Raw genomic sequence first — 25285 nt, 5'->3', positions numbered from 1 at the left:
CAGCAAATTAACGTGATTTCACCCATTCACGTAAACGCTGAATATGCACATACAGCGCCGGGATAAACAAGATCCCCGCCGTCGTTGACAGCAACATCCCGCTGAAGACCGTAACCCCGATGATGTGGCGGCTCATTGCGCCGGCACCGGAGGCCAGCACCAACGGCAGAACGCCAAGAATAAAGGAAATCGCCGTCATCATCACCGCACGAAAACGCTGCTTCGCGCCGTCCGCCGCCGCTTCACGGACCGACGCCCCTTCTTCACGTCGCGCTTTCGAGAATTCGACAATCAATATGGCATTCTTCGCCGCCAGCCCTATCAGCAACACCATGCCGATTTGTGCGTACACGTCGTTGCTCAGCCCGGCCAGATGCAATCCGCCGATTGCACCAAATACGGCGAAGATAACTGAAATCATCACCACCATCGGGATACTCCAGCTTTCGTATTGTGCTACCAGGAACAGATAAGCAAACAACAGCGCTGCGGCATATATCAGGATTGCCTGACCGCCAGCCTGAATTTCCTGTAACGACATTCCTGTCCATTCATAACCATAACCAGCCGGGAGTTTTTCGCTCAGAATATGTTCCATCTGAACCATCGCTTCACCGGAACTTACGCCCGGCGCCGCCGAACCGCTGATGGCCAGCGACGGGAACTGGTTGTATTGAGTGATAAACGGCGCGCCGAGCGATGGAGTGAGATCGACAAGTTTGCCCATGCTGACCAGCGAACCATTATCACTGCGCACACTGAGGGTTGAAATCTGATCCGCGCGCTGCCGATCTTCCATTTCATTTTGCATCTGCACATTGAACAGACGGTTATTGATGATGAAATCACTGACGTTCACGCCGCCCAGCGAAGTCTGCAACGTGCCGAAGATGCGGCTGACCGGCACCTGCAACTGTGCGGCACGGTCGCGATCGACGCTCAGGGCAATCTCCGGTACTGATGCGCTGAAGGTGGTGAATACGCGGCTCAGTTGCGGATCCTGATTGGCTGCCATAATCAGCGCCTGACCGGTTGCCGCCAGTTCCTGCGGGGATTGCCCCTGTAATGCCTGCAGGCGCAGATCAAGCCCGGAGGCAGTACCCAGCCCGGAAATAGCGGGCGGATTGATCGCCATGATCATCGCCGAAGGGATCCCGGCCATCGCCGGTTGCAGGCGACCAATCACCTGGTCCACGCTGCTGCGCTCCCCCCAGGGTTTCAGCAGCACAATCCCGAACGCCGAGTTTGGCGCACTGCCGCCGCTCAGCAGGCTGAAACCACTGATGGCAATCACGTCGTCAACCGCCGGATCGTTTTCCAGCAGCGTCTGCATTTGCCCGAGAACCGCATCAGTTCTCCCCAGTGATGCGCCATCAGGCAGTTGCACATTCACAAAGAAGTAGCCCTGATCTTCATCCGGCAGGAAAGATTTCGGCAAGCTCGAGTAGCCCCAGACGCATGCTCCCACGAGGGCTATAACAGTGATCACGCTGGTCAGTGCATGCTTGCCGAGGCCACGTGTGGCGGTCACATAGAGATCACGCACGGTATCCAGCCCGCGATTGAACGCGCTGAACACTCGCACAGGTTTTTCAGGACGAGGTTTCAATAAAGTCGCGCACAACGCGGGGGTCAGCGTTAATGCGTTGATGCTGGAGAGGATCACTGCCGCTGAGAGTGTGACGGCAAATTGACGGTATAATGCGCCGGTGATGCCCGGCAGTACGGCGATGGGAACGAAGACCGCCATTAACACTACGGTGGTGGCGATGACCGGCCCGGCGATTTGCTTCAGCGCCTTGCGGGTGGCGGCCACGCGCCCGAGTGACGGGTCTTCGGTCATCAGGCGCTCGACGTTTTCGACCACCACGATGGCATCATCGACCACGACCGTCAGCGCCAGAATAATCGCGAACAGACTCAGCGTATTGGCGGAATAACCGAACGCGTAGAGCACCGCAAAAGTGCCGAGCAAAGAAACGGGAATGGTCAGTGCGACGATAAACGTGGCGCGCGCACTTTGCAGAAACAGGAAAACAATTGTCAGAACGACCAGGAACGTCAGGGCAAGAGATACCACGATTTCATCCAGCGTGGCGCTGACGAACTGAGTCGAGTCGAACTTAATTTCGTAATTGAGATCGTCCGGGAAATAGCGCGCCTGACGCGTCATTTCTTCGCGTACGGCATTGGCCACGTTAAGCGCATTGGCGCCCGGCGCGGGATAGACCGAAAGAAACGCGGAAGGCGTCTGATTGAGCGTCGCGTTGACCTGATAATCCTGCGCCCCCAGTTCAATACGGGCGACGTCGCGCAGACGAACCGTGCCACCGTGCTCATTCTTACGCACGATGATGTTGGAGAACTCCTCGGGCGAGCTGAGACGTCCGGCACCACTGATGGTCAGGGTTTGCTGCTGCATCGACGGACTGGGTGATGCGCCGATTTGTCCGGCCGCCGCCTGCACGTTTTGGCTTTGGATCGCGGCACTGATCTCCGTGCTGCTGACATTTAGCGCTTCCATTTTTCGCGGATCAAGCCAGATACGCATGCTGTAGTCACGCGAACCAAAAACCTGTACGTCGCCTACCCCGTCAATACGCGCCAGCGCGTCACGTAGCTGGATGCTGGCAAAGTTGCTGATAAACAACATGTCGTGCGTATTTTTTGGCGAAAGCAGACTGATGCCCATCAAAATATTAGATGCCTGTTTACGCACAGATACGCCGGTGTTAAGCACCTCGGCAGGCAACTTCGCGCTAACCTGAGAAATACGGTTTTGCACTTCCACCGCAGCAGTATCCGGATCGGTGCCGCTGGCAAAGGTGATATTGAGGGAATAGCTGCCGTTATTGCCGCTGTTTGATGACATATACAGCATATTGCTGACACCGTTCACCTGCGCCTCAATCGGCGCGGCAACGGATTCCGCAACATCCCTCGCACTCGCGCCCGGATAAATCGCACTGACGGAAACCACCGGCGGCGTGATATCTGGATACTGTTCGACCGGGATGACTTTGAGCGCTACCGCACCAATCAGGGCGGTGACCAGCGCGATAACTATCGCAAAACGGGGTCGCTTGATAAATTGCTGGAGCATCGTCGTTCCTTAACGTTTTGTTGTCTGAGCCGTTGAAACGCCCTGTGCGTCCCGCGTCGTCACTTTCATTCCCGGCTGGATCCATTGCAGACCTTCCGTCACCACGAGATCTCCGCCCTTTAAACCTTCCAGCACGAAATAGCCCTGAGACGTTTGGCCCCCGAGGCGTACCGCCCGCGCTTCAACCTGCTGCTGTGCATTGACCAGCAGAACAAAGTGACCGGACTCATTTTGTTGTAACGCATTGGCTGGCACGACCGGAAGATGGGCATCAGAGCGCGGCTGCGCCAGCACATTGACGGTGCCGCCGGGCAGTAAGCGATGTTGTGGATTCGCCACCGTCAGCCTGACCGCCACGGTGCCGGTCTGCGCATCAATACGGTTACCCAGCGATTCAAACGCAGGCACAGTCATATAAGGCGACCCGTCTGATAAGCGCAAAGACAGCGCCATGTTTTTCTCAGACATCGCCTCTTCTAATGAACCGGTGTTCTGGCTGGCGCTGAGAAAATCGCGCTCATTGACGGAAATCACTACGCGAACCGGGTCAAGCTGAACGATTTCAGTCAGCGTACCGCTCGCCGGATTCACCAGACTGCCGGTGTGAAAATGGCTGACGCCGATGCGCCCGGAAATCGGCGCGGTGATGCGCGTATAGCTAAGCTGCAGCTCCTGCGTTTTCAGCGCGGCTTGCGCTTGTGCGACGGCTGCGCGGGCAGTGTCCCTCGCAGCGAGGGCGGCATCAACGTCAGACTGACTGACCGTACGGGCATCGCCCAGACGCTGGATGCGGTTCAGATGCGTTTGTGCGTGGCGTGCGGTCGCGTTTGCGCTGTCGAGTTGCGCTTTCGCCTGAGCAACAGCCGATTTATGCAAAGCAGGTTCGATTTCATACAGCAGGTCACCCGCATTAACAAACTGGCCTTCTTCAAAGGCGCGTCTTGCAATAAACCCTTCGGTGCGGCTGACCACATTGACCGACTGTACGGCTTCAAGTCGCCCAAGATAAGTGCGGCTGACGCCGTCAGTTTGGGTAGCAATGGTGACGGTGCCGACCGCAGGGACAGGCTGAGCAATCACGTCGTCTGAATAAAGCAGAACAAAAGCCAGTATTGCGGCAATAGCGTTAAAGCGGGTGCCCGTTGCCGGGCGGCGAAATGCGGGGATCATCATAGTGTCACTCTCCGTGTGATGTCGGATGCCTGCCCTGATGGAAAAGAGCGCGCAAGCAACGGCAGACATCGGATATAAGAATATAAAGAAATTCCTAACAGAATTTTCCCGCAAGTATAATTGCGGAAATATGCAGTAACCTGATCTCGATCACCTGAACCGCCACCCTTAATTTTCTTTACGTTTTATTTAGGAAATATTTAGACTTTAGGAATATCAGTAAACTTATATATAAGAATTTTCGCTCCTCTGAATCACAACGCAAAAAAATCATCGAAAATCATTAATCACAGATGAAACCACATTTATTTACTCAAATTTTTAGAACTGGAATCATCTTTACCCGCCATGACAAATACTTACAAACCCTTGCCAGCTCTGCGTTGCCAGTTATTACTTATATGATTTGCGGAATAAGACTAAATGACTGAACAAGCCAAGGTTATTATCATCAAATTTAATGAACAAGTGAAATTAATCGACACTTTTGAAAATTAAATATTGCCAAGATGTTTCAAAATGTTTAGCTTTCGAAAATATCTAATTGAGTGAGATGTCTTTTATGCTGTGGAAAAATACGCCTGTTCGCTTTGGCAATATTTCCGTTGTGATTCATTGGGCAGTCGCGCTGGCCGTTTACGGATTATTCGCGCTGGGCCTGTGGATGGTGGGATTAGGTTATTACGACACCTGGTATCACCGTGCGCCGGAATTACATAAAAGTATCGGCATATTGGTTTTCACCGCCATGGTATTCCGGCTGGCATGGCGGTTTATTTCCCCGCCGCCGAAACCGCTCAGCAGTTACAGCGCGAAAACCCGCCTCGGCGCGTGGCTGGCGCACCTGCTGCTGTTTGCCGGACTGTTCGGCATTTTGATCAGCGGCTATCTGATTTCCACGGCAGAGGGCCAGCCGGTAAGTGTGTTTGGCTGGTTTGATATCCCTGCCACGCTCTTCGGATTGAACCAGCAGGCGGACATTGCCGGAACAGTTCATTTATGGATGGCGTGGGGCATTGTGATCGTTTCCGCCTTACATGCGCTTGCGGCGCTTAAACATCATTTCATTGACCGGGACAGCACCCTGACACGCATGCTGGGTCGCTGATCCGTTTCACTTTCTGCTCTTCACTTTATGGACAATGGAGAATCATCATGTTGAAAAAAACCACACTGGGCCTGACGCTGGCATCGCTGTTACTGGCTGCCGGATCCGCCAGCGCAGCAAATTATAAAATCGACAAAGAGGGCCAGCACGCCTTTATCGAATTTCGTATCAAGCACTTAGGCTACAGCTGGCTGTACGGCAGCTTTAATGATTTCGACGGTGGTTTCACCTTTGATGAAAAAGATCCCTCTGCCGATAAAGTCAACGTCACCATTAACACCACCAGCGTATTTACCAATCACGCTGAGCGCGACAAACACCTGCGCAGCGCAGAATTCCTCAACGTCGGTAAACATCCGCAGGCCACTTTCACCTCGACATCTGTGAAAAAAGAGGGCGAGAACCTGGCAGTGACCGGAGATTTCACGCTAAACGGCGTCACCAAACCGCTGACGTTACAGGCGAAACTGCTGGGTCAGGGTAAAGATCCATGGGGCGGTTACCGTGCGGGCTTTGAAGCCGCTGGCACCATCGCGCTGAAAGATTACGGCATCACAACCGATTTGGGCCCGGCCTCTCAGGATGTTGAGCTGATCATTTCTGTTGAAGGCGTCCGGGAGAAGTAATTCCTGCCGGCAAAGAAAAAGCCCTGAATGGCGAGGCCAGTCAGGGCTTTTTTACATCCTGAAAACGGATCAGTCGTTTTCTGGCGCAGGAATATGCATGGTGGTTTGCAACAGGCCTTTGGACTTGTTGAAAATCTTGATACCATTTTCACGCCCGGCACGCAGCGCGCGCTGTTCTTCGACCGGCAGTTTCAGCTCTGTCATACAGATTTCACTGCAACAACCGTCAAACTTCGCCGCACAGCTTGGGCACTGAATAAACAACAAGTGGCAGCCGTCGTTTTTGCAGTTGGTATGGTTATCACACGCGGTGCCGCACTGGTGACAATGCGCGATCACGTCATCAGAAATACGTTCGCCCATGCGCTCATCAAAGACAAAATTCTTGCCTTTAAATTTAACCGGCAAACCTTGCTCTTTCGCCCGGCGCGCATATTCAATAATGCCGCCTTCGACGTGATACACATTTTTAAACCCGTTGTGCAGCATGTAAGCGCTGGCTTTTTCACAGCGGATCCCGCCAGTGCAGTACATGACAATTTTCTTTTCTTTGTCTTCTTTCAGCATATCAACGGCCATTGGCAGCTGATCGCGGAAAGTGTCCGATGGCACTTCGATCGCTTTGTCGAAATGCCCTACTTCGTATTCGTAGTGATTACGCATATCGACAAACAGCGTGTCCGGATCGTCAATCATCGCGTTGACCTGCTCAGCTTTCAGGTACTCACCGATATTGGACGGGTCAAAGCTTTCGTCGTCGATACCGTCCGCCACAATGCGGTCACGCACTTTCAGGCGCAGCACCCAGAACGATTTGCCATCGTCTTCAAGGGCAACGTTCAGACGAATTTGATCCAGCGCCGGATGGCTGGAAAATAGCTCAGTTTTGAACGCATCGAACCGGCTTTGCGGGACGCTTATCTGCGCGTTAATCCCTTCTTTCGCCACGTAAATTCTGCCAAACACGTTCAGACGCGTCAGGCTGATATAAAGGGCATCGCGGAAGGCTTTCGGATCTTCAATCTGGAAATACTTATAAAAAGAAACAGTGGTGCGCGGCTCAGTTTCGGCCAGCATGCGCTCCCTCAGTTCCTCATTAGAAATACGGTTATGTAACACTGGCATGGTGTACGTTCCTGTCTTTCGGGGAATTAAACTATCGGTCACTTTTAAGCGGCAAGATTATACATTAAAGCAACAATGAGGACATCTCCCGTTGCAAATTCGTCAACAGAAAAACACCTGCTGCTCCTTGCACCCAGGATATTTACGATAATCTATGCTTAGGTGTTATCCATTTTTCGGGATTTATTCACGATTCAACCCTTCGCAGGAGCAGGAAACATGAGCAAGCTTTTTGAACCGATTTCGCTGGGTCAGCTGACATTGCCAAACCGCATTGTGATCGCCCCAATGTGCCAGTACTCCTCAGATAACGGCAAAGCCACGTCCTGGCATCACGCTCATCTCGGCCAGTTATCCTTCTCGGGGGCAGGTTTGCTGATTCTGGAAGCCACCGCGGTGGAATCCGTCGGGCGCATTTCTGCCGAGGATTTAGGGCTATGGGATGATGAGACCGAGACCGCGCTGAAAGGTCTGGTTGATGGCCTGCGTGAAAACAGCGACATGGCACTCGGCCTGCAACTCGGCCATGCAGGCCGTAAAGCGTCGTGCGCAGCGCCATGGAATGGTGGCGCGCAAATCCCTCAGTCCGCCGGTGGCTGGCAAACCGTCGCGCCGTCTGCGCTGGCATTTGCAGAAGGTACCGAATCCCCCGAGGCGATGTCGCTTGAACGCATCGAAGACCTGAAAAAAGCTTACGTCGACAGCGTATTCCGCGCCGATCGTCTTGGGTTTGATCTGCTGGAATTACACGGTGCGCATGGTTATCTGCTACATCAGTTCCTCTCGCCGCTCTCCAACCAGCGTACCGATCAGTACGGCGGTTCGCTGGAGAACCGTATGCGCCTGCTGCTGGAAATCTTCGAAGAAATCCGCGCGGCCTTCCCGGCAGAAAAACCGGTGGGCGTGCGTATTTCCGCGACCGACTGGGTGGAAGGCGGCTGGGATCTGGAGCAATCCATCGAGCTGGCCAAAGCGCTGGATGCGCTGGGTTGTAGCTACATTCACGTCTCCAGCGGAGGCCTGAGCACAGAGCAAAAGATCGCCGTCGGCCCGAACTATCAGGTACCTTTCGCCGATGGCATTAAGCGTTACGTGAAAATGCCGGTGATCGCCGTTGGCCTGATTACCGAGCCTGAACAGGCTGAAGCGATTATCGGCACCGGTCAGGCGGATATGATCGCTTTGGCGCGCGGGATTCTGTACAACCCGCGCTGGCCGTGGCACGCCGCCGCCAAACTTGGCGCCAAAGTGACCGCACCGAAACAATACTGGCGCAGCGAGCCGCACAGCGTAAAAGGTTTATTCCTGCCAAAGTAATCTCTGTTTGTAAATTTACCCTCGGGCAGCCCATTTGGCTGCCCGTTTATTTGACAAAAACCGGTTCTCTGCTGATATTCAGTCGGAAAGAGAAAAGTCCACTCTGTAGCCTTTTATAGGCCGCCGTTCATAAAAAGAGCACATTGCTTTCCATTCAGGCAGTGAATACCAAAAAATGAGGTATTAGTGCCGACAACTTTCACCTCATACAAAAAAAGTGCCACAATATGTCACTTTGCTACAAGAAATTAACGCATAACACGCACTCCATATGGGGAGTGACCGTTTTTATGTAGCGGGCTGCTGCACTAGACAGAGCTTATATATTTTCTACATCAATATAATGACGCAGAGATTCTATGACTCAGGTACCAACATTTAACCGTTCGTTACTGCACCCACGTTACTGGCTCACCTGGATGGGTCTGGGTTTATTGTACGCGCTGGTCTTATTACCTTATCCGGTTATCTATCGTCTCGGCACCGGGCTCGGGCGTTTCTCCATGCGCTTTCTGAAACAACGCTACAAAATCGCGCAACGTAATCTCGAACTCTGTTTCCCCGATATGCACCCTGAACAGCGGGCAGATATGGTGGTGAAAAACTTTGAATCCGTTGGCATGGGGTTGTTTGAAACCGGCATGGCGTGGTTCTGGCCTGACTGGCGTATAGAGCGCTGGTTTCGCGTCAGCGGGCTTGAGCACATTCAGCGCGCCCGCGACAACCAGCAGGGCGTGTTATTGATCGGCGTTCACTTCCTGACGCTCGAACTGGGTGCGCGCATTTTCGGCATCCACAATCCGGGCGTGGGCGTTTATCGTCCGCACGACAATAAACTGATGGACTGGATCCAGACCAAAGGCCGTATGCGCTCAAACAAAGGCATGCTGGATCGCAAAGACCTTAAAGGGATGATCCGCAGCCTCAAGCAAGGCGACATCATCTGGTACGCCCCGGACCATGACTACGGTCCGCGTGCCAGCGTCTTTGTGCCGTTTTTTGCCGTTGACAAGGCTGCCACCACCACCGGCACTTATCTGCTGGCGCGTATGGGCAAACCGGCGATCATTCCGTTCACCCCACGACGTCTGGAAGGTGGCAAAGGCTATGAGATGATCATTCATCCTCAGGTCGCTGACTTCCCACTGGATGATGAAGTTGTAGCTGCCACCTACATGAACAAAGTGGTGGAAAACGAAATCCGTCAGGCTCCGGAACAATATATGTGGCTGCATCGCCGCTTCAAAACGCGTCCGCAGGGCGAGTCTTCACTGTATAAAAAACTAAAAGATTAAACAGCTTGCCGGTTCTCATTCACTGAACCGGCGTTTGTTTCTCTGTTTTTGATTTGCTTAAACAGTTTTTTTGACAGACTTCTTCAAAGTTATCAGATTTTATCTCTTCTCTTTTAGGCCAATACTCTCAGCATAATTTCCCCACGTGATTACCCCACCCTTTTTGGGGCCGCGTGACATCTGAGTCTCATTCGAAAGGAACGTATTATGCTGGCTAAACTGAACACTGCTTTTACCCGCGCCACCGACCATCCTGATTTCGGTAAGCTTTTGTTACGTCTCACTTTCGGTATTCTTATTCTGTTCCACGGCGTGGCAAAAATTGAGAACGGTGTCGGCTGGATCGCTAAAATGTTACAGGCTGATGGCTTGCCGGGTTTCATTGCCTACGGTGCCTATATCGGCGAAGTGATTGCCCCCGTTCTGATCATTTTGGGGATCTTCACCCGCCCTGCGGCGCTGGTGATGGCATTCAATATTCTTGTTGCCGTCTTCCTGGTGGTCGCGGGTAAATTCTTCACCGTCACTGACGTGGGAGCCTGGGGTCTGGAAGGCGAAGCGCTGTATTTCTTCGGCGGCCTGGTGATTATGTTCCTTGGCAGCGGCCGTTATTCTGTGATGAAAAATCCGGCGCTGCGTTAATTTCTACGGTGGTATTTATCTTTCTGAGTCTGTCGCGGCCAGCCTCCTTGCTGGCCGTTTTCTTGTGATCTATCCGCACTGATATTGATCTCCTGCATCCCCGCTTTTTTTTAATACCTGTATTTTAGTCCTCTTGTTACAGTTCATTAACATCATTGAAGTGGATGATAATTAGGCGCATAATTATCCATCTGACTGATTGTTACTTGTGCTCTGCCTTGTTTCTGTCTGCTATGACAGAGCGAATCGACCTTTATCTTTCGGTAATTTATGACCCCGGATCCTGAACCTGAAATAGCACCAGAACCCATTAACTGGAAACGTAATCTGTTTGTTGCCTGGATCGGCTGCTTTCTTACCGGTGCCGCTTTCAGCCTGATTATGCCTTTCCTGCCGCTGTACGTAGAAACTCTCGGCGTAACCGGCCATGAGTCCCTGAACATGTGGTCAGGGCTGGTCTTCAGTATCACCTTCCTGTTTTCCGCCATCGCATCCCCCTTCTGGGGTGGGCTTGCCGACCGCAAGGGACGCAAAATCATGTTGCTGCGCTCTGCACTCGGTATGTCGATCGTCATGGTGTTGATGGGATTCGCGCAAAACATCTGGCAATTCCTCGTTCTCCGCGCCCTGCTCGGCTTACTCGGCGGCTTCGTGCCCAACGCCAACGCGCTGATTGCCACTCAAATTCCCCGTAACAAAAGTGGCTGGGCACTGGGCACGCTTTCAACCGGTGGCGTCAGTGGCGCACTCCTCGGGCCGCTGGTCGGCGGTTTACTGGCGGACAGCTACGGGCTGCGTCCGGTCTTCTTCATCACTGCTGCGGTGCTGTTCCTGTGCTTTGTGATGACGCTGTACTGCATCCGCGAACAGTTCGTCCCGGTGAATAAAAAAGACATGCTTAACCGTAAGCAGGTGTTTGCTTCGCTTAAAAACCCGAAACTGGTCCTTTGCCTGTTCGTCACCACGATGATTATTCAGGTGGCGACCGGCTCGATTGCGCCCATCCTCACACTTTACGTGCGGGAGCTGGCGGGTAACACGCAGAATCTGGCGTTTATCAGCGGCATGATTGCATCAGTGCCGGGCGTGGCGGCTTTAATGAGTGCGCCACGGCTGGGTAAACTGGGGGACAGAATCGGACCGGAGCGCATTCTGGTGGCAATGATGGGGATATCAGTGCTGCTGCTCATCCCGATGGCATTTGTGCAAACGCCGTTGCAGTTGGGGATTCTGCGCTTCCTGCTCGGTGCCACCGACGGTGCGCTGCTTCCGGCGGTACAGACCCTGCTGATATACAACTGCACTAATCAGGTCGCAGGACGCGTGTTCAGCTACAACCAGTCATTCCGTGATGTCGGAAACGTCACCGGCCCGCTGCTGGGTGCAGCAGTCTCGGCCAGTTACGGGTTTCGTACAGTATTTTGCGTCACGGCGCTGGTGGTGCTGTTTAACGCCGTCTACTCCTGGTGGTGTCTGCAACATCGGCCGCGTCAGGCGATGGTCGATTAAACATGGCCGCCGGGACAGAAAGCCGCTTACTTCGCCATTTCCGGGCGGGGTGGCAGACCATCAGGGACTTCAACGACCGCCAGTCGGACCTCATAATGCTTACCGGCCGTGGTTGCCGGCAGCACCGATGTCAGGTTCTGGATAGTCTGAGTCGGATTATCACTGGCCACGCTGGCACAGAACAACTGCCCCGGATGACAGAACCCCATCATCAATGGCGGCGGCATGCCTTCTCCGTGGAATGGCGGTAAGCCCTGCAGTGGCTGAGGATGTACATTTTCAGCTGCTGTACTGGCAACGCTGAATAACACGCCGAGGCTGCACAGCGGCAGAAGTAACGCGCGGGAAATAATCTTCATAACAGTAACCTTATTGCTGAAAGTTTCATGGTCACTGTAATCCCCAATTTCACGCCGCGCAGACGGTTTGCTAAAACTTTACCCTCCCCCTTCAGAGCCTTTGCAAAGCAGGGAAAGTACTGACATTTGTGTCTAAACCGTCCAGTCACGAGAAGCCAAAACTACACGATATCCATCCACATCCTCAAACGTTTTGCCGTTCTCGTCCCAGTAGGGGTTAAACGACGCCACCTCTGTAAACCCGGCCAGGCGCATCGCTTCACATTGCGCATTCCATTGGTCGGACTCGGAAATATAAAAGACCAACAGGTTGTCCTGTGTCGGCGCACGGCCTGCGGTTGAAGCGTGATGATGCGTAAATTCCAGATGGTAATGATGATGCGGATGTCCTACCAGAACGCCGTCAAATCCCTGATGATCGCTGAAGCGGCCAATCACCTCGAATCCTAAACCGTGACAATACATTTGGGCTATTTGCCCAAGATTGTCAGTCGGGCGCGCCACCCGCAGCACTGCATTTCGTGAAATCATCGTAAATTCACTCCCTCACATCAGCGTTTATGACCAGGAAATTCAGAATAGCAGAAGAATGCCAGACTGTTTTTCATCTGAAAACTTGCACTCTGTGATTTATCGACAACAATCATTGAATCAGCGTTTTCACTGGCGGATGGTTGTTACCTGTTCATTCATAACGCTATTTACACCATAACTGTTTACCCGTTACCCCATTTCAACTCAGGAGACAACAATGAGCATGTACGTAACGCTTGAAGAAGCTATTGATGCCGCCCGCGAAGAATTTCTCGAAGCCGCACAGGACAGGGTCCAGGGCGATGAAGAGCCGCTTCCCGATCAGTTCAATTTGCAGAAATACATCATGCAGGATGGCGACATCATGTGGCAGGCGGAGTTTCTTAACGGCGAAGGGGAATCGATTGATGCGTTAACCTTCCGCAGCGGTGCTGCCGCTCAGGCCATTTTCGATGAAGACTATGACGTCATCGAGCTCGAAGAAGAGTGGCTGGAAGAAGCGACGCTGTACGAATGGGATGAAGGAGAATTCCAGCATGAGCCGCAGACCGACACCGAGGAAGGCGCTGCTGCTGCTGAAGAGTGGGATGATGAGGACGATTATCCGGGGCGTGATATTGACTAACGTCTAATCGTAAGGTCCGTGGCGGGCGTCAACCGGCAGCATGAAAGTGTCGACGATCATCGAAAGCGGTACGTCGATGACGGTAACAAAACGCCACGGGCTATCCCGCAGATCCCATTGCACGCCGGGATAATACTGATTGCCATGCCCCTGCCCCGGTACTGTCCGGCTGATGATACTGCCACAGCCCGTCAGCGTTCCAGCCAGTAATGCCAGTACACATCCGCGAAAAATTACCCGATTAATCACTCACACAACCTGTCGATTCGAATCAATGGAAGCACTCCGTGGAGCGCTAAATAGCGCTGTCAGCGTATCACGTCGCCATGCGCCACGATGTTAAGGTAAAGTAAAATTTTATACGCTGGCACCTAAAGAGTCACTGAACTTCCTGCCATAAAAAACGGGCAGTATGTTTTTCACATACTGCCCGTTAGCTTTACTGACTCTTCACATCAACTCAGGCGGGTGTAACTTCCAGCGTCTGGGTTTCAGGGAATGCCTCAACGTTACGCGGCAATTTACTGTAATGCTCACTCCACGCCTGCTGATCCGGTTGCGTCCAGACCGCAGAGTGTAAGCGCGCCATCAGTACCGGATCGCTCAAAAGGATCAGGCGATCGGCCTTACCTAAATCTTTCGGCCCGGTTTTCAACGCCTGCTCAAGGTGAGCACGACGGCCATTTTCAACCGCATCACGCATCAGGTGACGCGAAGTCGCCATAGCTGTCGCCAGCGCATTGAACGTCGGATCAAATACCGCATGCATGAAGCCGTTTTGCAACTTACGTTCACGGTTCAGTTTGAGATATTCATCAGTCGCCACCAGTTCACGCGGAGGATCGTACTCTTCCGGGATCAGGAACAGCTTGGCTCTCTTACTCTTAATCCCCAGCGTTGCACGGCTTGACAACACCGACACGATTGGCGAGAGGATAAGAGAAAAGACGATAGGCGCCAGCCACCACAGGAAGCGTAAGTCCAGCCACGCCATACCGGCGGCCCAGACAGCACCCAGCAACAGCTGAGAACCGTGACGCTTAAAGGCTTCGCCCCACGGCGTATCATCATCATCACGCTGCGGTGAATTCCAGACCACTTCCCAGCCCAGGAACGCGCTGACCACGAATACGGTGTGGAACAACATACGCACAGGTGCCAGCAGGACCGAGAAAAGCATTTCCAGCAACATGGAAAGCAGCAGACGCAGACCGCCGCCGAATTGCTTCGCACCTTTCGCCCAAATCAGGACGATACTCAGCAGTTTTGGCAGGAACAGCAGCACCATGGTGGTCGAAAACAGCGCGATGGCCAGCTCAGGACGCCACTGCGGCCACACCGGGAATAACTGGCGCGGTTGCAGGAAGTACTGCGGTTCCATCAGCGTATGCACTACCTGTAAAGCAGTAGACAGGGCCAGGAACGTAAACCACAGCGGAGCAGACAGATAAGACATCACGCCGGTCAGGAATACCGCACGGTGAACCGGGTGCATCCCTTTCACCAGGAACAGGCGGAAGTTCATCAGGTTACCGTGACACCAGCGGCGGTCGCGTTTCAGCTCATCCAGCAGGTTCGGCGGTAATTCCTCATAACTGCCCGGCAGATCATAAGCAATCCACACGCCCCAGCCCGCACGGCGCATCAGAGCTGCTTCCACGAAGTCATGCGACATGATGGAACCGGCAAACGAACCTTCACCCGGCAACGGTGCAAGCGCACAGTGCTCGATGAACGGTTTCACGCGGATGATAGCGTTATGACCCCAGTAGTGGGATTCGCCCAACTGCCAGAAGTGCAGACCGGCGGTAAACAGTGGCCCGTAGACGCGGGTGGCGAATTGCTGACAACGCGCATACAGCGTATCCATGCCTGACGCTTTCGGCGAAGACTGGATAATACCGGCGTTCGGGTTGGCATCCATCAGACGCGCCAGACCGGTCAGACATTCGCCACTCATGACGCTGTCGGCATCGAGAATAACCATGTAGGCATATTCTCCGCCCCAACGACGACACCAGTCATCGATGTTACCGCTTTTACGTTTCACACGGCGGCGGCGGCGGCGGTAGAAGATCCGACCATGACCATCAACGTCGCGGCAGACTTCCATCCAGGCTTTCTGTTCGGCTACGCAGATATCCGGGTCATAACTGTCGCTCAGGACATAGATATCGAACTGATCCAAATCACCCGTTGCTTTTACAGATTCATACGTTGCACGAAGACCCGCGAAAACGCGCTCCACGTCTTCATTACAAATCGGCATGATCAGCGCAGTGCGGTTATTCGGGTTCAGCGGCTCATCGCCTTTGGTCGAAGCCGTGATGCTGTATTTATCGCGACCGATGAGCAATTGTAAAAAGCCCATCAGTGCGGTCCAGAAACCGGCCGACACCCAACAGAAGAGGATGGCAAACAGCACCAGGATCCCCGTCTGCAACACATACGGCAGAAGTTGCAGCACCGACTGTAACCAGTCCTGATTCAGCATATCTGCGGGGTCAATCAGCGCCCAGCCCTGATAAGGCAGGATGGTTTTCATGTACCAGGTCGCGATCGCCGTTTGCACCAGCATCAGAGCCAGCAAGATATAACGTCGGACGGAACCTGCATGACGCCAGCGTTTTTCGGACTCCGGCATTTCTGAGGCACGATGACGTGAGGCCGCGCTGCGCCCCATCAGGTTGTCCCAAAAACGCCCTACCGGGTTGGTGCGCCAGACATCAGGGAACATGCTGGAACGTTTAACCGGAGGCATAGCGCTCGCGATGGTGCGGCCTTCGTTATCCACCTCATCCAGCGAGCCCTTCTCCAGTGCGTAAGGCCAGCCAGCACCGACGCGCGCTTTCACCGAGGCCAGAGGTGCATCGGTGTCCGCTGCGGCAGCAGCCGCTGAAGCCATGTCATCAGCGCCTAAGCGCCGATGCACGGTGGCAAAAGCTTCACCTTCAGCAGCCGGGAGCTGCTGAAGGAGTGCCGCTTTCTGTTCTTCAGGAAGCGGCAAAGCTTCTACATATTCATGAGTAGAGTGCGTTGACTTATTCATTTGCAGGCAGCTGATAGCTCCAGGTTTCACTCAGTGTTTTATCGCCATTGGCCAGAGAAGCGCGCATTTCGATCGCTTTCTTCGGATCTTTCACTTTCAGGCGCAGCGTCAGACGCCAGCCTTTAGTTACCGGATTATAGCGGACAGTGTTTTCAACCAGATCGCCGTTGTCGCCCACGCTGACCTGAGACGCCACCGGGGTGTCGCTTTTCAGGGCTTTCAGATTTGGACCGACAAAATCAACCAGGAAGGCAACGCTGCCGTCTGGCTCACGGATCAGATTTGACTGCTTCACATCACCGGTTGAGCGCATGGTACGTTCAACCCATGCCAGATCCGGTGAATGCAATTTGTCTTCTTCAATAGAGAAGTGCAGACGATAGTTCATAGACAGCGGTTTACCTGCATCAGGTAACTGATCCGGCGTCCAGAAGGCCACGATGTTGTCATTGGTTTCATCGGCGGTCGGAATTTCGACCAGCTCAACTTTCCCTTTACCCCAGTCGCCTTTGGTTTCTACCCAACCGCTTGGACGCAGATCATAACGATCGTCCAAATCTTCAAAGTTGGAGAAACTACGGCCGCGTTGCAGCAGACCGAACCCTTTCGGGTTTTCCATGGAGAACTGGCTGACGGCCAGATGTTTTGGATTGTTCAGCGGACGCCAGATCCATTCACCGTTACCTGCGTGGATAGACAGACCATTGGAATCATGCAGCGCCGGGCGATAGTTCATCACCGGAGAAGGCTGGTTCGCGCCGAACAGGAACATACTGGTCAATGGTGCAACGCCAAGTTTGCCCACTTTGTCACGCAGATAGACCTGAGACTGCACGTCGACAGTGGCTTCTTTACCCGGATATACATCCAGACGGTAAGCGCCGGTCGCACGCGGAGAATCCAGCAATGCGTAAATGACTAAGTGTTTTTCATCCGGATTAGGACGTTCAATCCAGAATTCGCGAAAGCGCGGGAATTCTTCGCCGGAAGCCAGCGCGGTGTCGATAGCCAAACCACGTGCAGACAAACCATAAACCTGGCCTTTACCGATGACACGGAAGTAGCTGGCACCCAGCACACTCATAATTTCATCATTTTTGTCTGCTTTATTGATTGGATAAAGCACTTTGAAACCGGCAAATCCGAGGTTCTTCACAGAGTCAGCGTCATGTTTGACGTTGCCAAAGTTGAAGTAATCCGGGCTGTATTTGATTTCTTTGACAGCGTTGGCCGTCACTTCATTGATTTTCACCGGAGTGTCGAAGTACATCCCCTGGTGGTAGAACTCAAGCTTGAAAGGCGTGTTCTGGTCTTTCCAGTACGCTTTGTCATGATTGAATTGAATTTGTTGGTAGTCTGCGAATTTGAGGTCGCGGAACTGGGACGGTAAATTGCTTTTTGGCGCTTCGTAGCCTTTGTCGGCTAATGCTTTCGCTTGTTTTGCAACATCGTCAATAGAAAAAGCCCAGGCAGATGAGGTGAACATGGCCATCAACACTGCGGCACTTAGCAAACGGACTTTGATCATACGTGACCCTATGGAAAAATTTTTATCCGACACCTTGTCTCCTTTAAGCGCGCTTAACACATTCGCTGTAGCAATTTTAAGGGAAGTGTCAGGTTTCCGACAACCTGAGCAGTCGATGGTTCATCCATTGATGAACCGTTTAAGCGCAACAGGGTACAAGGATATCAATTCGTTGAAACACAGGCTATGGAAACTTGTCCTATAACAAGGCCCGTTTTATCTTCGGAGTTATACTATTGTCAGCAACGTCCATTTCTGGTTACCTGAATGAATAACCCTAAAGACAAATTACGATCTAAAATTAGGATGAGCTGCATACAACGGGAACCTAATGAAACCACAAAAACCACAACGTGAGTTCTTTTTGGACTCCATACGCGCATATTTGATGCTGCTGGGTATTCCATTCCATATATCATTGATTTACTCCAGTCATATCTGGGCAGTAAACAGTGCCATACCCTCACACGGCCTGACTATCTTCAATGATGTCATCCACGCCTTCCGTATGCAGGTGTTCTTCGTCATATCAGGCTATTTCTCCTATATGCTGTACGAGCGCTATGAATCGCATCAGTGGCTGAAGGTGCGTTTGGAGCGGGTTGCCATCCCGCTGGCCGCGGCGTTTCCGCTTATCACGCTGCCACAGCTTTATTTCCTGATGAAATATACCAGCAAGTTTTCTGACTGGAGCACGATGGGCCTCTATCAGAAAATTAACATCACCGTCTGGGAATTAGTCTCTCATTTATGGTTCTTATTGACGTTGGTTATTCTCACCAGCATTTGTTTTTATCTCTTTAAATTTATAAAAGAAATTAAGACTAATCGCATTCAATTAATTAAAAACCGAACAAATAGTTTAGGAAAACTCTCAATACTCTTTTTGTTTATCGGTTTAATTTATGCCGCTTTTAACAGAGCGTTGTATCTTTTCGCGCCGGATTTACTTTCTAACGGGGCGTTTAATTTCATCGTGATGCAGACGTTGTTTTATCTGCCCTTTTTCATCATTGGCGCCTTTGCGTATAAATTCGCCTGGTTGAAAGAGCTGTTTATCAAGCCTTCTGCCACTGCGGGTGTGGTCAGCATCTTCCTGTTCGCTGCCTACATGTTCAATCAGCACGTGAATACACCGCAGCTTTACTCGATGGAGATTGATGCCATCATTACGACGCTGTTAGGCATTCTGATGGTTAACGTGGTGTTCTCCTTTAGCCATTACATGCTGAACTTCCAGGCACCGTGGATCACTTATCTGGTGAACTCATCCCTGTTCATCTATTTGATTCATCACCCATTAACGCTGATTTACGGTGCGTTCATCACGCCAAAAATTCACAGCGACTGGATGGGCTTCTGGCTGGGTCTGGTATTCGTATTCGGTATCGCCTTCATCCTTTATGAAGTGCATAAACGTATTCCGCTCCTGCGCTTCCTTTTCTCAGGCAAACCGCAGCAGTTGACCAAAAAGAATCCGTCCGGCCCTACCCCGCCGCAAAATCAGGCGTCTTAACCGCCCCTTAACTGCGCAGTACGTAAAAAGGCGACCATGCAATGAAGCATGGTCGCCTTTTTTGTATCGGTTTAAGTGACTGAAAACCTGATTTATCGCGATGCGGTATTGATAGTAGGGATCACAGACATGCCCACTTTAAGACGATTCGTATCGGTCTGATGAGGGTCAAGCACGATTTTTACTGCCAGACGTTGCACCACTTTAGTGTAATTGCCCGTCGCATTGTCCGCAGAGATCGGGGAAAACGTCACGCCGGTTGCGGGAGAAATACTGTCCACCTTCCCTTTGAGCACGACACCCGGAAGTGCATCGACTTTGATCTCTACGGCCTGATCGGGCTTCACATCGCCTAACTGTGTTTCAAGATAATTCGCCACAATGTAGGCATCGTGCAGCGGAACGACCGCCAAAACGCGCGTGCCGGCGCTAACATAACCGCCGATGCGCAGCGAACGTTGCCCGACAATACCGTCGACGGGCGCCGTGATTTCCGTGTAGGAGAGATTTAATTTAGCCTGCGCCAGCGCGGTCGCCGCTAAATCAATAGCAGCTTTCGCTTCGGCCTGCCCCGCTTTCAGCACGTCGACCTGTTTTTCAGCGGCCTGTGCTGCCGCCATATCGCTTTGCTGCGTAGCCAGTTTGGCCCGCAGATTCGCATCCGATTCATCGCGCGCATCGGCGGTGCCCGAACCGTTTTGCAGTAAACGCTTGTAGCGGTCAGCGCTCTGACGCGCATACGAAATACCCGCGCTGTCGGCATTCACCTGCGCCTGAGCCTGCAAAATGGTTTGCTGCTGTTTCGCCAGCTGCGCGGTGAGGCTCAGCATTTGCGCATTGGCCGTTTCCAGATTCGCTTCGGCCGTCAGAACTGCGTTGCGATAATCCCGGTCATCGATACGCGCCATTACCTCCCCGGCTTTAACCGGCTGATTGTCGCGCACGTACACCTCGGCAATAGTGCCGTAAATGCGCGGTGCCACCAGCGTGGAATCGGCGGACACAAAGGCATCATCCGTTTCTGGCTTAGTGCCTCCGGCCAAAATCCAGAAAGCGATAACAATCAGCAATATCACCACTACTGCGGCAATCAGCCAGCTTAGGCGGACGGGCGATGTTTTTATCATGGTTCTTTTCTCTCATTCTTTTTTATTGTGGCGTGCATTTGTTTGGGTGGAGCGTGCTTCAGTTGCGGTTAACCAGTGACTGCGGCGGATACGTGCGTTTGGGCAAAATTGCGGCCAGTAAGATCAGTACCAGCGCCAGACCGATAATCACCAGATAGGTATCCGCCAGCCCAAGCACCAGTGCCTGTTTTTTTACCAGCCTGGAAAACTGGGTGATCACTTCCGTTGAAATAGCCGAGCCATCGCTGTTAAGCGGCGCGAGAAAACTGCTGCCGCCCCCGTACGGCTGTGACAACAGATAGCTCACACTGCCTGCGTGATTGAGTAATACATTGGAATGGAACTGCTCGCGGTGACTGACGAAAACGCCCAGCATGGCGCTGCCCATCACGCTGCCCAGACCGCGCGTGGTATTAAACATTGCCGAGGCAAAAGGCCCTTCCGGCGGCTGCACTACGCTGGTCGCACTCATCAGGATCGGTAACACGGCCATCGGCTGACCGAACGCCTGCATAATCTGAATCAGGTAAAAATTGTCCCGTGCCCAGGCGCTGGTCAGGTGCGTTCCCCAGTAGCAGGAAAAACCGATCAGCCCCAGCCCGCAGGCCAGCACCCAGCGACTGTCGATCCAGCGCATGGTCAGTACAAAGGCCACCATAGGGGCCAGCAGGAGTTGCGGCAGGCCGATGGTCAGCGCCAGCGGCCCCACCTGAACCGCACGGAACCCGCCGACCTGCTCCATATAGCTCGACGGTAAAGCAGAGCCGGATAAGAAAAGGAACATCAGCGCAAACAGCGTGATTAAACCGTGAGCCAGATTGTGGCGCCTGAGCATCTGTAATTTGAATAACGGCAAAGGGTGATGCCATTCGTTGACCAGAAAAATTGTCAGCAACGCCAGCGCAGCAAAAAACATCATCGTGATCAGCGGAGAGTTAAACCAGTCCAAACGCTCCCCTTGTTGCAGGGACAGCACCAGCAGAGAAATACCGCTGCATCCTGTCAGCATCCCGACTTTATCCATCTGCTTAAAACGCTCAAAGCGCAACGGATCCTGCGGAATGCCGTAGCCGACCATCATGACCGCCAGTAAACAAGGCGGGATAACCTGCCAGAACACCCACTGCCAGCCTGCGTAATCTGTCCAGAGTGCTGCCAGCGACGTCGCCATATTCGGGCCGAAGGTGGCCGTCAGGGCGTAGGCACTCAGGCCATACAATTTGTAATGCGGCGGCATAAAGCGCAGCGCGGCGGTCATCAGCAAAGGTGGCAAAGCACCGCCGAAGATGCCCTGAACAGTACGCAACGCGATGAACACCGGCAAATTGGGCGCGAAAGGGAGGATCGCAGCCAGAAGTAAAAATCCGAAGGTGACGAAAAGAGTGAAACGGCGCAGTGAAAACGTCATTGCAAACCACGGTGCAATCATCATCGCCGCCACTTCCGCCGCCTGATAGACACCGATCAACCAGGATCCCTCGTCACTGCTGATACTTAGCGCACCGCGCACATCGGCCAATGCGATATCCGTTACCCGATCGTTCAGGCCGGAGCACAGTGAGGCGATCAATACGCCGATCAGCCCAATAATCAGCCGCAGATTAAAAGGCGGCGGAACGGGCATTGCAGCACCGTTCGCGGCAGGTGCCGTTGTGACTGAATGATTCATCTTGTCGCTCGTTAACTACGTCGCTTATAGGTGCGGCGATAGTGGAAAGGCAGGTGTGCGGGTAGAAATCGCAATGTGGCGATCGATATCACTTTTATTTCGATGCATTGCACCACATTGTGGTACAAGCGCAAATACTATAATACGGTGCACTGTATTGCAATGTGATTAAAAATTGTTTTTAGACCGTCCAGCTATTACATTGGCAGCATAGATTTCGGTAAGGATCACCCGTTGGTGACAAAGGAGAAGTGATGGCGCAGGACATTGCAGGAGACGAAGAACGCAGCGGTGGGATCCAGGTGATTTCGCGCGCCGCATCCATTCTTAATGCGCTGGGAAAACATCCTCAAGGAATGAGCCTCGGGGCGATCGCCCATGATGTCGACCTGCCGCGCTCCACCGTGCAGAGGATCGTGGCCGCACTTGCCGAAGAAGGTCTGGTGCGATCCGAAGGCAGCGGGGGTGTCAGGCTTGGTCCGACGCTGCTGAAACTGGTGTCCACGGTACACACCGATGTGATAGCCATCGCCTCCCCGTTCCTTCGCCAGCTGTGCGAATCCACTGACGAAACCGTCTCTCTCGGACGCGCCAGTGGCCGCCAGATAGCCAATATTCACAGCATCGTGGCGGAACGTGAGTTACGCGTAGTACCGAGAGTCGGCCTGAATCTGCCGATTTACAGTACCTCCGGTGGCCGCGCACTGCTATCGCTTAAAACCGATGACGAGATCCGCATTATTGTCGGCGAGGTGCTTGAACCCGCCACCGAACAGACGGTGCGTACGGTCGATTCCCTGCTAAACAAAATTGCCGACGTCCGCGAAAGCGGCATCTCCATGGAGAACGGTGAGACCGTGGACGGCGTGTCGACGCTGGCCGTTGCGATCGATACCATTCTGGGTCGCTACTCCGTTTCAGTGCTTTTTCCCACCTCGCGCCGGAAAGCCAAAGAAGCCCTAATTCGTGACGCGCTGCTCGAGTGTAAAAATGCGCTGATTGGCGAAATCGGTAAGCTCGGTCAGAACAACTAACCCAGGAGTGCACATGTTTGATGTTATTTTGCTGGCCGTAGATGGCTCAAAGCAGTCCCCTTTCGTCGTCGATCTTGCCCGGCAGCTGGCGAATGGTCATCCGTCAACAGTGTATGTCACCTGCTGCATTGATGAATCTTATGCGCTGGAAGAGAACGGCGATGTGCCTGGCGAAATCGTGGAGTATCCACCGGCGGAGGAAGAGCAAAACACCGCCCGCGCAGTGGTAGGCAATGCGCTGAAAACGCTGAATGAAGCGGGTATCCGCGCTAAAGGAAACCTGATCGTCGGTACTGCTGGCGAAGCGCTGGTGGCCGAGGCTGAAAAGATAAAAGCATCGGTCATCGTCATCGGTCACCGTCAGCTCTCGGCCTTTGGACGTATGATGAAAGGTTCAGTCAGCGCAGAAGTGATCGCCCATGCGCCCTGCCCGGTGTTAGTTGAAGTTCGCGGAAATTAATTCAGCGGATCTAAAAACAAAAAAAGCGCCTTGCCAGCGCTTTTTTAATACCTGAAGAATAAGGCTATTTACTGTTGATAAGCCCCATAGATGTTGCCCAGTCATTGATATTATTACGGTAAAAAAAAGCAATATCACTGTCCAGAGGATTGGTTTTAGACGGAGTCACCATACCAAGGCAAGGGTATTCCTGTGGACGCGATTCGAAAAGAAAATCATCCATTTCCTCATCGGTCAGAAGTGTGTCACCAAAAATATTATCCTGACGGAAATAGGCATCAAGCATCCAGGAACGGTATTCAAAATCGTTTTTAATCAAGTGCATAGGATTAACTCACAGTAAATAATGTCTAACGCACCTGATAAAAAATCTTCCTTAAATACTTAATATGAGATCAGGCACGCGTTGCGTTCGAGCCATCCATTGCTAATTTCACATAACAGAAAATTAACATATAAATTGAAGTTAGCAAATAGCAATTTCTCTCAAAACCTTATTTTCTGGGTTTATTCATTTTTTATTTAAAGGTAACCCCTTTATTCATAATAATAATGAATAAATTATGTATCCATATTCATTATAATAATTAATTACAGCAGTAACCATCAGGAGCGAAAGTACAAAACGCAAAAGGAACAGAACTGACATTGGGGATACTTTCGCATCACCACTGCCAACCCTGTTCCCAAAATTTTGATGATTCTCTTGAGCTAACTTACTGCGCTTTTATTACCAGCGTCCCGGAGGGGGCCCTTCCCGCCAGTGCCCCGGAGGGCCATCACGCCAGTACCCCGGCGGGGGTCCTTCGTGCCAGTGTTCATGATGCCAGTGACGCGGTGGCGGCGGTGGCTCGGGCTCGTAATAGACCCAGTGTCCCCGACCTTCATCACGGTAATGTTCATCCCACCAACCCGGCGGACGCCAGTCGCCTCCATCCCAATAATATCCACGGGGATCGCGGTCACCAATGTGCAGTGAAAGGCCCGGCATATTTACGCCCAGCTCGACGTTTGCCTGAGCCAGCGCGGGCACAGTGGAAAGCATAACGGCGAGAATCAGAATCAGTTTTTTCATTGGAAACCTCACGACCTGCTTATCAGGTGATGACAAATTACCGCCAGCTATCTTCCTGTTCTATAGGAATTTATCCCAAAAAAAATGTCCTTTCGCTATCCTTACATTTGCGTCAGAAACCGGTTTTACGTAATGCGTTGCAACGCTATGTCAGTAAAGGAGATTCAGACAAAAAATCGTTATTTCCCACAAACGTCAGACACAAAAAAACCGCCGAAGCGGTTTCTTTATTTACTGTACTTTGGGGCAAAATCAGATTTTGCAGCCTTCACAGTCACTTTCGTCCTGAACGGCTTCAGGCACTGCTGCTGCTTTTTCAGCCGCTTTTTCTTCTGCGGACACCAATGCAGCATCAATGTCAAAATCAAAAATATCGTCGCTCATTCTCATCACCTTAATTGTTCGAAACTG

The 25285-nt window shown here is 52.4% G+C and carries 23 protein-coding genes; 10 read left to right on the top strand and 13 right to left on the bottom strand.

Annotation, left to right across the window (positions count from 1 at the left end):
* Positions 1 to 7: 7 nt before the first annotated feature.
* Together TU92_RS11525 and TU92_RS11520 are read right to left on the bottom strand one after the other, a co-directional pair.
* On the bottom strand, positions 8 to 3103 hold the full coding sequence (locus tag TU92_RS11525; protein WP_112167282.1) for an efflux RND transporter permease subunit: 3096 nt from the start codon (positions 3101 to 3103) through the stop codon (positions 8 to 10).
* Between the two features lie 9 nt (positions 3104 to 3112).
* Positions 3113 to 4276 (bottom strand): efflux RND transporter periplasmic adaptor subunit, encoded by a 1164-nt coding sequence (locus TU92_RS11520; RefSeq protein ID WP_244207708.1) that lies wholly within the window; start codon positions 4274 to 4276, stop codon positions 3113 to 3115.
* Positions 4277 to 4838: 562 nt separating this feature from the next.
* Between TU92_RS11520 and TU92_RS11515 the strand changes: the two genes are divergently transcribed.
* Positions 4839 to 5384: a cytochrome b gene (locus TU92_RS11515; RefSeq protein WP_112167280.1), complete on the top strand. Its 546-nt coding sequence runs from the start codon at positions 4839 to 4841 to the stop codon at positions 5382 to 5384.
* A gap of 50 nt (positions 5385 to 5434) precedes the next feature.
* Positions 5435 to 6010 (top strand): YceI family protein, encoded by a 576-nt coding sequence (locus tag TU92_RS11510; protein WP_112167411.1) that lies wholly within the window; start codon positions 5435 to 5437, stop codon positions 6008 to 6010.
* A gap of 69 nt (positions 6011 to 6079) precedes the next feature.
* Here the strand turns inward: TU92_RS11510 and trhO are convergent, their stop codons facing one another.
* Positions 6080 to 7135: an oxygen-dependent tRNA uridine(34) hydroxylase TrhO gene (gene trhO / locus TU92_RS11505; protein ID WP_112167278.1), complete on the bottom strand. Its 1056-nt coding sequence runs from the start codon at positions 7133 to 7135 to the stop codon at positions 6080 to 6082.
* A 219-nt stretch (positions 7136 to 7354) separates the two neighbouring features.
* On the opposite strand from trhO, the gene TU92_RS11500 reads away from it, so the two are divergent.
* From TU92_RS11500 to mdtG, 4 genes are all read left to right on the top strand, one after another.
* A complete protein-coding gene (locus TU92_RS11500; RefSeq protein ID WP_112167276.1) occupies positions 7355 to 8452 on the top strand; it encodes an NADH:flavin oxidoreductase/NADH oxidase in 1098 nt (365 codons plus the stop codon).
* Between the two features lie 359 nt (positions 8453 to 8811).
* Positions 8812 to 9747, top strand: coding sequence for a Kdo(2)-lipid IV(A) acyltransferase (locus TU92_RS11495; protein WP_112167274.1), 936 nt, complete (start codon positions 8812 to 8814; stop codon positions 9745 to 9747).
* 207 nt (positions 9748 to 9954) lie between these two features.
* Positions 9955 to 10389, top strand: coding sequence for a DoxX family protein (locus tag TU92_RS11490; protein WP_112167272.1), 435 nt, complete (start codon positions 9955 to 9957; stop codon positions 10387 to 10389).
* Between the two features lie 270 nt (positions 10390 to 10659).
* Positions 10660 to 11898, top strand: coding sequence for a multidrug efflux MFS transporter MdtG (gene mdtG, locus TU92_RS11485; RefSeq protein WP_112167270.1), 1239 nt, complete (start codon positions 10660 to 10662; stop codon positions 11896 to 11898).
* A 26-nt stretch (positions 11899 to 11924) separates the two neighbouring features.
* Here mdtG and TU92_RS11480 read toward each other — a convergent pair whose 3' ends face one another.
* Both TU92_RS11480 and TU92_RS11475 read right to left on the bottom strand, forming a co-directional pair.
* Positions 11925 to 12257, bottom strand: a complete 333-nt coding sequence (locus TU92_RS11480; RefSeq protein WP_112167268.1) for a hypothetical protein — start codon at positions 12255 to 12257, stop codon at positions 11925 to 11927.
* A 132-nt stretch (positions 12258 to 12389) separates the two neighbouring features.
* Complete coding sequence (locus TU92_RS11475) at positions 12390 to 12788, bottom strand: VOC family protein (RefSeq protein WP_112167266.1); 399 nt, start codon at positions 12786 to 12788, stop codon at positions 12390 to 12392.
* Positions 12789 to 13008: 220 nt separating this feature from the next.
* Between TU92_RS11475 and TU92_RS11470 the strand changes: the two genes are divergently transcribed.
* On the top strand, positions 13009 to 13416 hold the full coding sequence (locus TU92_RS11470; RefSeq protein ID WP_112167264.1) for a MysB family protein: 408 nt from the start codon (positions 13009 to 13011) through the stop codon (positions 13414 to 13416).
* A 3-nt stretch (positions 13417 to 13419) separates the two neighbouring features.
* On the opposite strand, the gene TU92_RS11465 is transcribed toward TU92_RS11470, so the two are convergent.
* The 3 genes from TU92_RS11465 to TU92_RS11455 form a co-directional block, all read right to left on the bottom strand.
* Positions 13420 to 13665 carry a YceK/YidQ family lipoprotein gene (locus TU92_RS11465; RefSeq protein ID WP_112167261.1) on the bottom strand — a complete coding sequence of 82 codons (246 nt, stop codon included), beginning with the start codon at positions 13663 to 13665 and terminating at the stop codon, positions 13420 to 13422.
* Between the two features lie 211 nt (positions 13666 to 13876).
* Positions 13877 to 16465 carry a glucans biosynthesis glucosyltransferase MdoH gene (gene mdoH / locus TU92_RS11460; RefSeq protein ID WP_112167259.1) on the bottom strand — a complete coding sequence of 863 codons (2589 nt, stop codon included), beginning with the start codon at positions 16463 to 16465 and terminating at the stop codon, positions 13877 to 13879.
* Entirely contained in the window at positions 16458 to 17993 is a 1536-nt protein-coding gene (locus tag TU92_RS11455) for a glucan biosynthesis protein G (protein ID WP_112167410.1), read from the bottom strand. Before TU92_RS11455 ends, mdoH begins: the two co-directional genes overlap by 8 nt.
* A 331-nt stretch (positions 17994 to 18324) precedes the next feature.
* Here TU92_RS11455 and mdoC point away from each other — a divergent pair, with 331 nt between their 5' ends.
* The gene (mdoC, locus tag TU92_RS11450) at positions 18325 to 19509 is read left to right on the top strand and encodes a glucans biosynthesis protein MdoC (protein ID WP_112167257.1); all 1185 of its coding nucleotides are present in this window, start codon (positions 18325 to 18327) and stop codon (positions 19507 to 19509) included.
* 92 nt (positions 19510 to 19601) lie between these two features.
* Here the strand turns inward: mdoC and TU92_RS11445 are convergent, their stop codons facing one another.
* A complete protein-coding gene (locus TU92_RS11445; RefSeq protein WP_112167255.1) occupies positions 19602 to 20636 on the bottom strand; it encodes an HlyD family secretion protein in 1035 nt (344 codons plus the stop codon).
* Between the two features lie 58 nt (positions 20637 to 20694).
* Positions 20695 to 22305, bottom strand: coding sequence for an MFS transporter (locus tag TU92_RS11440; protein WP_112167253.1), 1611 nt, complete (start codon positions 22303 to 22305; stop codon positions 20695 to 20697).
* A gap of 254 nt (positions 22306 to 22559) precedes the next feature.
* Here TU92_RS11440 and TU92_RS11435 point away from each other — a divergent pair, with 254 nt between their 5' ends.
* Together TU92_RS11435 and TU92_RS11430 are read left to right on the top strand one after the other, a co-directional pair.
* A complete protein-coding gene (locus TU92_RS11435) occupies positions 22560 to 23339 on the top strand; it encodes an IclR family transcriptional regulator (RefSeq protein ID WP_112167251.1) in 780 nt (259 codons plus the stop codon).
* Between the two features lie 13 nt (positions 23340 to 23352).
* Complete coding sequence (locus TU92_RS11430; RefSeq protein ID WP_112167249.1) at positions 23353 to 23799, top strand: universal stress protein; 447 nt, start codon at positions 23353 to 23355, stop codon at positions 23797 to 23799.
* Between the two features lie 64 nt (positions 23800 to 23863).
* Here the strand turns inward: TU92_RS11430 and TU92_RS11425 are convergent, their stop codons facing one another.
* From TU92_RS11425 to TU92_RS22535, 3 genes are all read right to left on the bottom strand, one after another.
* Positions 23864 to 24124, bottom strand: coding sequence for a hypothetical protein (locus tag TU92_RS11425; RefSeq protein ID WP_112167247.1), 261 nt, complete (start codon positions 24122 to 24124; stop codon positions 23864 to 23866).
* A gap of 405 nt (positions 24125 to 24529) precedes the next feature.
* The gene (locus TU92_RS11420; RefSeq protein WP_112167245.1) at positions 24530 to 24874 is read right to left on the bottom strand and encodes a DUF2502 domain-containing protein; all 345 of its coding nucleotides are present in this window, start codon (positions 24872 to 24874) and stop codon (positions 24530 to 24532) included.
* Positions 24875 to 25126: 252 nt separating this feature from the next.
* Positions 25127 to 25258, bottom strand: a complete 132-nt coding sequence (locus tag TU92_RS22535) for a hypothetical protein (protein ID WP_256370271.1) — start codon at positions 25256 to 25258, stop codon at positions 25127 to 25129.
* Between the last annotated feature and the right edge of the window lie 27 nt (positions 25259 to 25285).

The sequence above is a fragment of the Rahnella inusitata genome, assembly GCF_003263515.1.
Classification (GTDB): domain Bacteria; phylum Pseudomonadota; class Gammaproteobacteria; order Enterobacterales; family Enterobacteriaceae; genus Rahnella; species Rahnella inusitata.
This window is presented reverse-complemented; position numbering and strand designations above follow the sequence as displayed.